At 70.5% G+C, this 7,345-nt stretch carries 7 protein-coding genes; 1 reads left to right on the forward strand and 6 read right to left on the reverse strand.

Translation table 11 applies throughout. From position 1 onward, the window contains the following. Nucleotides 1-825: SLC13 family permease (locus VFO68_RS16510; RefSeq protein ID WP_325159181.1), on the forward strand; the 825-nt coding region annotated here is incomplete at its 5' end. Here VFO68_RS16510 and VFO68_RS34275 read toward each other — a convergent pair. The 6 genes from VFO68_RS34275 to VFO68_RS16540 all read right to left on the reverse strand — a co-directional run bounded on the left by VFO68_RS34275 (nucleotide 761) and on the right by VFO68_RS16540 (nucleotide 7,204). Continuing rightward, a complete protein-coding gene (locus VFO68_RS34275) occupies nucleotides 761-1,144 on the reverse strand; it encodes a hypothetical protein (RefSeq protein WP_414635516.1) in 384 nt (127 codons plus the stop codon). The genes VFO68_RS16510 and VFO68_RS34275 overlap by 65 nt on opposite strands. Nucleotides 1,145-1,249: 105 nt before the next feature. Beyond that, nucleotides 1,250-2,827: an ABC transporter permease gene (locus VFO68_RS16520; protein WP_325159183.1), complete on the reverse strand. Its 1,578-nt coding sequence runs from the start codon at nucleotides 2,825-2,827 to the stop codon at nucleotides 1,250-1,252. Continuing rightward, the gene (locus VFO68_RS16525; RefSeq protein WP_325159184.1) at nucleotides 2,824-3,762 is read right to left on the reverse strand and encodes an ABC transporter ATP-binding protein; all 939 of its coding nucleotides are present in this window, start codon (nucleotides 3,760-3,762) and stop codon (nucleotides 2,824-2,826) included. The genes VFO68_RS16520 and VFO68_RS16525 overlap by 4 nt, the downstream gene beginning before the upstream one ends. 480 nt (nucleotides 3,763-4,242) lie before the next feature. Then, nucleotides 4,243-5,529 carry a low temperature requirement protein A gene (locus VFO68_RS16530; protein WP_325159185.1) on the reverse strand — a complete coding sequence of 429 codons (1,287 nt, stop codon included), beginning with the start codon at nucleotides 5,527-5,529 and terminating at the stop codon, nucleotides 4,243-4,245. Next, entirely contained in the window at nucleotides 5,478-6,359 is an 882-nt protein-coding gene (locus VFO68_RS16535; protein ID WP_325159186.1) for an alpha/beta hydrolase, read from the reverse strand. Before VFO68_RS16535 ends, VFO68_RS16530 begins: the two co-directional genes overlap by 52 nt. Continuing rightward, a complete protein-coding gene (locus tag VFO68_RS16540; protein ID WP_325159187.1) occupies nucleotides 6,356-7,204 on the reverse strand; it encodes an alpha/beta fold hydrolase in 849 nt (282 codons plus the stop codon). The genes VFO68_RS16535 and VFO68_RS16540 overlap by 4 nt, the downstream gene beginning before the upstream one ends. Nucleotides 7,205-7,345: the final 141 nt, after the last annotated feature.

Here is a 7,345-nt window from a genome sequence, read left to right on the forward strand (position 1 = left end):
GACCCGCCGAACATCATCATCGCCAGCCGGGCCGGGCTGTCGTACAACGAGTTCCTCATCCACCTCGCCCCCCTCGTCGTGGTGCTGCTGGTGGTGTTCATCGGGCTGTGCCGGCTGCTGTTTCGCTTCGCGTTCCGGCACGACCCGCAGCGGGCCGCGCAGATCGTCGCCCTCCGGGAACGCGACGCGATTCGCGATGGCCGCCTGCTGGTGGTCAGCCTGGTCGTGCTGGCCGGTGTGACCGCCGCGTTCGTCCTGCACACGGTGCTGCATCTGGAGCCCTCGGTCGTGGCGATCGTCGGCGGTCTGGTGTTGCTGGCGGTGTCCCGGCTGGACTCGGGCGAGGTCGCCAAGGACGTGGAGTGGCCGACGCTTGTGTTCTTCGCCGGGCTGTTCGTCATGGTCGGTGCCCTGGTCAACACGGGGGTGATCGAGCAGATCTCCCGCGCCGCGACCGAGGCCACCGAGGGTCGGCTGTTCTTCGCTTCGATGGTGCTGCTGTGGGGCTCCGCGGTGCTGTCCGCGATCGTCGACAACATCCCGTACGTCGCCACGATGAGTCCTGTCGTGGCCGAGATGGTCAACAGCAGCGGCGACACCGACCAGTCGCAGGTGTTGTGGTGGGCTCTCGCCCTCGGCGCGGATCTGGGCGGCAACGCCACCGCGGTCGGCGCCTCGGCCAACGTGGTGGTGCTCGGCATCGCCGCGCGCGCCGGCAAACCCATCACGTTCTGGCAGTTCACCAAGTACGGCCTGATCGTCACGGTCGTGACGGTCGCGCTCGCCGTGCCGTACCTGTGGCTGCGCTACTTCGCCTTCGCTTGAGGAGCCGGCCGTCTCTCGGAGATTTCTCGCTGGCACGGGTGGAGCTCATCGTGAACGGAGAACTCGACCTCCATACGCTCTCGCACCTCCATGCCCGCCTGGAACGGTTTCTGTCGCTGCGGCCGAAGGCATGCGGTGGCGCAGGGGTGCCGCGACGGGCCGGCCGTCCAATCCGGTCACCGATGATGTCGAAGAGGTCGTCGAAGATGGCCAGGACACGCTCGTGGACGGCGCGGCGCAGCCCTTCCTCGCCGCCGAAGTGGTGTACCACCAGGGCGGGCGAGACACCGGCGGCCGCGGCGATCTGGTGGATCGCCACCGTGTCCGGCCCGTGCGCAGCGGACAGGCGCAGGGCCTCGTCACGGATCGCGGCCCGGGCGGTGCGGTCATCGAGGACGGAACGCGTGGACGATGATTGCGTGGGTCAGTAACCCACGTCTCGCCGTCGCAGGCCGGCGTACCCGGCCGCGACGAACGCCACAACGGCGGCGCCCATGATGAGCAGTGGCGCGGCTGCGACGCTTTCCAATGGGGCTTGGGGTGTGTGCGTGAACGGCGAGGCGCTCTGCAACCAGCCGGGCAGGTCGAGGGAGTCGGCGAACATCGCGATGACCGCGCAGTAGCCGACGGCCGCCCATGCCAAGGCGGCGGCGACGCGGGGTAGCCAGCCGATGCCCACAACCGCGGCTGCGATGACGAGCCATACCGCGGGCAGATAGACGAACGCCACCGCGACCATACGCGGGATCTGGCCGGCGTCGGAGACGGTCAGCCCGTACGCCAGCCCCTCCCCCAGGCCGATCGCCGCCAGCACGAGGGCGCTGCCCACCAGCGCCACGGACAGGTGGCTGGCCAGCCACCCGGCGCGGCTGGTCGCGGTGGCCAGCACCGGCTCGGCCCGGCCGGACGTCTCCTCGCCGCGCACCCGCATCGCGCTGGTCACCCCGTACGCGGCGGCGATCAGGGCCGACACCATGACGGTCAACGCCAGATACGCATCGACGACATCGGACGCCCCACCGGGCAGGAACTCGGCGACCTGCGGATTGTCCTCTATGTACTGCTCGATGGTGTCGCCGATCGAGCCGTACGCCGCGCCCAGCAGGAACAGCCCGAACCACCAGCCGATCAGCGTCCCGCGCTGCAGCCGCCAGGCCAGCCCGAGCGGGGAGCCCAGTGCCCGCGACGCGGTCGCGCGTCCCGGCCGCGGCGGAACCAGACCCGCCCCGAAGTCGCGCCGCTCCAGCAGCGCCGCGGCGACGGCGACGAGCAGGGCGGTAGCGACGGCCGGGACCAGCAGCGGCCACCAGCGGTCGCCGGCGTACGGGAATGTGCGCTGACCCCAGCCGATCGGCGACATCCAGGACAGCGCTTCGTTGCCGACGTCGCCGGCTGCGCGCAGCGCGTACGCCGCGCCGATCGCCAATCCGACGGCGCCGTAGACGGCCCGCGTGTTCTCGAACACCTGCGCCGCTACCGCGGTCAGGCCGGCGAACGTCACGCCGACGCCGGCCATCGCGAAACCGAACAGCAACGAACCGCTCGGCGGCAGCCCGGTGCCGGCAGCCGCGGCGAACACCAGCACCGCGACGGCGAGGTTCGCCACACCCGCCAACAGCAGCGCGGCGCCCAGCGGCGCGCGGCGCCCCAACCGCGCGGAACGGATCAGCTCGGCCCGGCCGGTCTCCTCGTCGGCGCGGGTGTGCCGGCCAACCAGGAACATGTTCATCAGTGCCACCAGGATCGCCACGAACGCGAAGATCTCAAACACGACCTCGCCGCCGATCGACTCCAGCAGCCGGGTCGGCCCGCTCATCACGATGACGGCGGTGTTGCCGCCCAACGTCTGGCGCAGCTGGGCGAGCGCCTCCGGCGTGTCGTACAGGCGCTGGCTCTGGGTGGATTGGATGAGCACCAGCAGCGCGGCGCCGAGCAGCCACCACGGCAGCGCGAACCGTTCCCGCCGCAGCAGGAAGCGAAGCAGACCGCCGGCCCCGGTCACGACGACACCGTCCCGCCGACCGGCCTCTCGCCACCCGCCTGCTCGTCGCCGTAATGCCGCAGGAACATCTCCTCCAGCGTCGGCGGCGTGCTGGTCAGGCTACGCACGCCGAGGGTGGACAGCCGCTGGACCACCGCGTCGAGCTGGGCGCTGTCGACGTCGAACCGGGCGTGATGGTCGGCCAGGACCAGGTCATGCACGCCGGGCAGCGCGTCGAGGCCGGTCAGCGGCCGCGTCGTCTCCACCGCGATCGAGGTACGGGTCAGGTGCCGCAGTTCGCTCAGCGTCCCGCTCTCCACGGTGCGGCCCTGCCGGATGATGCTCACCCGGTCGCACAGCGCCTCGACCTCGGCCAGGATGTGGCTGGACAGCAGCACCGTGCGGCCCTGCCGCTTCACTTCGTTGATGCACTGCTGGAACACGGACTCCATCAACGGGTCGAGACCGGAGGTTGGCTCGTCCAGCAGCAGCAACTCGGCGTCCGATGCCAATCCGGCGATGAGGGCGACCTTCTGCCGGTTGCCCTTCGAGTAGGCGCGCGCCTTCTTGCGCGGGTCCAGGTCGAAGCGCTCCAGCAACTCGTCCCGCCGCCGGCGGTCCAGGCCGCCGCGCATGCGGGCGAGCAGGTCGATCACCTCGCCGCCGGTGATGCCTGGCCACAACGTCACGTCGCCGGGCACATAGGCCAGCCGGCCGTGCAGGGCCACGGCGTCGCGCCACGGGTCGCCGGCGAGCATCCGCACCGTGCCGGCGTCGGGGCGCAGCAGGCCCAGCAGAATCCGGATGGTGGTGGTCTTGCCGCTGCCGTTAGGGCCCAGAAAGCCGTGCACCTCGCCGGGTGTCACGGTCAGGTCCAGTCCGTCCAGGGCCTTCGTGCGGCCGAACGACTTGGTCAGGCCGGCGATCTCGATCGCGGGGCCGGTCCGCGTGCCCATGGAAGCTCCTCGATTGGCGACGAAAGAGTACGGATCATCACGCCGACCAGGCTTCCCGGCACACCGCCACCGACGGTACTACCGCCGCGCAGGCAGAGGAAGCCGCCGGGCCGGAAGGCCACTCATGCGCCCCAGATCGATGCCATCGCCGACGCGTTCGCGAGCCTGCTCGGCCTCCCGCGCGGCGCCGACCCGCGCGACGGGGCGGAGTCGTACAGCCGGATCAGCCTCCGGATGATCTACCGCCCGGGTCCAGAAACGCTGATCGCCGAGGTGACAACCCCGGCGGTCGACGGTGTCTTTGACGGGTGTCCGAGGATCCACACGGACCGATGCCCCACCGGCAGCGTGCCTGACCGCCGTCGACCGGGGCGGCTCTCTCCACCGCGTGCGGGACCTCATTGAGATCCCACCGCTCATCCCGCTGGTCGTCACGCGACGGAGGACGCCGTTCGATGCAAACCGGGTGGCCGCCGTTCGTCAGGTCTCGGTGGTCTCCAGCTCGCCGCGTCGCTGGGCCCGGATGCCGGCGAGGACGGTGGCGACCAGCACGACGCCTACCGCGCCGATGCTGGCCAGCGGCGGCAGCCCGTCGAAGACGCCGATCAGCAGGACGGCGGGCACCGCGGCGATGGGCCACGGCCAAGCGGCCCGCCACCGTCCCGACGTGCCGACGATGACCGCTGCCGTACCCGCCAGGAATAGGGCCACGCCACCGTGCAACGCCCACCGACCCACCGTGGACGCCTCGCCCGTCGGGTGCACGATGAACTGCTCGATGCCGACAGCCACCGCGGCCAGACCCAACGTCAGCGGAAAATGACCGTATATGTAGGCGTCGGCCACGCCGCTCTCCTGGTCTTCGCCGTCCGCCACGAGTCGCCGTTTCCCGGCCGCTCCGCCGAGATCGAAGTAGTTCCACCACAGCGCGGCGACCACGACGAATCCGACCGCGGCCACCAGGACCGACCGCAGCACCCATTCCGTGTCGTGGACGCCGAGCACCATCGACGCCACCGACTCCCCGAGAACGAGGATGACGAGCAGGCCAAACCGTTCGGGAAGGTGTTCCAGGTGCAGCGGCACGCCGCCACCGAACCGGGTCGCCGTCAACGGTGCCAACACCTCGACAAGAATTCCGGCCGCCCACAGCACGTACCGGAAATTGCCCGGTACCGCCAACGACATCGCCCACAACGCCGCGCCGGCACCGGTTCCAACCAGGTAGATCCGTATCGTGGCACGCGCCTCGGTGACGTGCCGGTAGGCCCGCGCGTACAGGGCCAGCAGCAGAACCCTCGTGGCGAGATAACAGATGGCGAACGTCGTCGCCTTGTCGCCCACGGCCTCGGGGGCGCTGGCCGCCATGCCCATCACGGCGACGGTGCCGGCCAGCTTGGCCAGGCGGTAGATCACGTCGTTGGTGTCGAAGCGGTTCGCGTACAGCGTCGTCGTCACCCATGACCACCAGGTAACGGCGAACAAGCCGGCGAAGACGGCGGCACCATGCCAGCTGAGATCCTTGGCGAATGCCGTGGCCAGTTCGGCAAACACGAGCACGTACGCCAGGTCGAAGAACAGTTCCAGCCGGGAAGCGGTACGGTCCTCGCTGGTGCGCAACTGAGGCGGGCGGATCAGCGGTGCCGCTCGGTCATCGCTGGACGGTGCCCGGTCGGTCGTCAGATTCTGCTGATCGGCCGTGCCGGCGGGCCTCCTCACGTCGCCCGAAACGCGGCCGGCATGCGACGCGTGTGCCGCTTTAGGCACGGTCCGCGGTGTTCCGGCGTGAGGAACGTGGCAACGGCCGCGGCGAGTTCGGGCCCGGCGGTGGTTGCGGCGTTGTGGGCGGCTCCCTCGATGACATGGGTGACGGATCCCGGCGTCAGCGCTGCCGCGCGGTCGAGCCAGAGTTGTGGGGCGATTCGGTCGCGTGCACCGCGGACGAGCAACGTCGGTACGCGAACTCCCGCCAGCTTGGTTTCGAGGTGTTCGCGTACGGCGTGGCTCAGCGTGGCGACGATGCGTCGGCAGCCGGCGTCGCGGATGTCGGCCCGCAGGATCGGCGCCTGCCGCCAGTCCTCGCCGGGCAGGGTCCGGACGAGCCGTGCGGCCTGTGCCGGCATGCTCGCGGCCCGCGGATCGGTGGTCGGACCGACCAGGATGAGCCTGGCAACCAGGTCCGGGCGGCGGCTGGCCAGTTCAACCGCGACCTGACAGCCGAAGGAGTTGCCCAGCACCGCGGCGGGTGGGGTGCCGATGATGTCCAGCCAGGTTGCCAGGACCTCCGCGTGCTGGCCGACGTCGAGGACGGTGGTGGGCTTGTCTGACAAGCCGAACCCGAGCATGTCGGGGACGTACACGGCCCGCTGGCGCAGGCATCTGGCGGTGGGCATCAGATAGCGATGCGACACCGCTAGGCCGTGCAGGAGTATGCAGGGCATCACGTCCGGGTCGGTCGGCCGCCGTTGGCGTACGTGCAGGCGTTGTCCGTGGATCCAATACCGGCGGCTGGTGAACCCGTCCGCGTCGGCGGGCGCGGCGAGGGCGCTGCGCCGCTCCTGCCGGCTGAGTCGTCCAGGCCGGTCGTCGCCGGTCACCGGGACAGCCGATGGTCGAACGGCGTGGTGGCCACGAGGAATTTCCGCATTGCGGGAAGGAGTCTGGCCGGGTCCGTCTCGTGCGGGTAGTGGCCGGCGCCGGTGATCTCCACGAGATGGGGATCGGGCAGTTGAGTCGCGAAGCTCTGGTGGTGGTGCGGCGGGATGGTCCTGTCCTCACTGCCCCAGGCCAGCAGCACGGGTAGCTCGCCGAGCAGCCCGAGTAGCCGGGTGGCGCTGACAGTCTGTCCTCGCCAATCGATGACGGTGCGGGCGGTACGGACGAACGCATGCCGCTGCCGGGAGTCGGCGAGTCTGTGCAGTCCCTCGGCGAGCGGGCCGGCGTCCTGCCGAGCGACAAGTCCGGGCAACATGGCCACGACCGGCAGAAGCCGGCGGGTGAGGCGCTCGGGTAGCCGTGCCAGGGCACTGACGACGGTCTGCGCCCCGGGCAGGGTGGCGGCACGCAGCATCGGAGTGAGCTCCCGACCCAGGCCGCCGCTGCTGATCAGGATGAGCCGACTGGTGCTCTCAGGAAACTGATAGGCGAACTGCATCGCGATACCGCCGCCGAGACTATGGCCGACCACCGTGGCCGAGCGATGCCCGACTGCGACCAGCAGGTCGCGCAGAGCCGCGGCCTGCGCCCCCAGAGAGTAGTCCCCCGCTGGGGCGTCGGAATCCCCGTGCCCGGGCAGGTCGACGGCGATCACTCGGTGGGTGGCGGCAAGGGGATCGATGATGTGCCGCCAGGTCCGGCGAGTGCCACCGAGCCCGTGGATGAGCAGCAACGGCTCACCGGACCCTGCCGCGGTGTAGGCGAGGACTCCGCCGGGAACCGCCACCCTGGCGTCGGTACGGACGGCGGCCGCGGCAGGGGTGGTGGCAAGGGTCGTGGCAGGGTCGTCGCGGGTGGATCGGGACTGCCTGACCGTGGAGCCGGACGGGCGAGGGGTGATGGTGATGATGACGTCTCCTGATGTGTC

The organism is Actinophytocola sp. (assembly GCF_035712165.1).
GTDB lineage: Bacteria > Actinomycetota > Actinomycetes > Mycobacteriales > Pseudonocardiaceae > DASYTH01.

Excerpts from the sequence above, each read along its gene's own strand:
- VFO68_RS16525 (WP_325159184.1), bottom strand. The coding sequence starts at position 3,762 with ATGGGCACGCGGACCGGCCCCGCGATCGAGATCGCCGGCCTGACCAAG.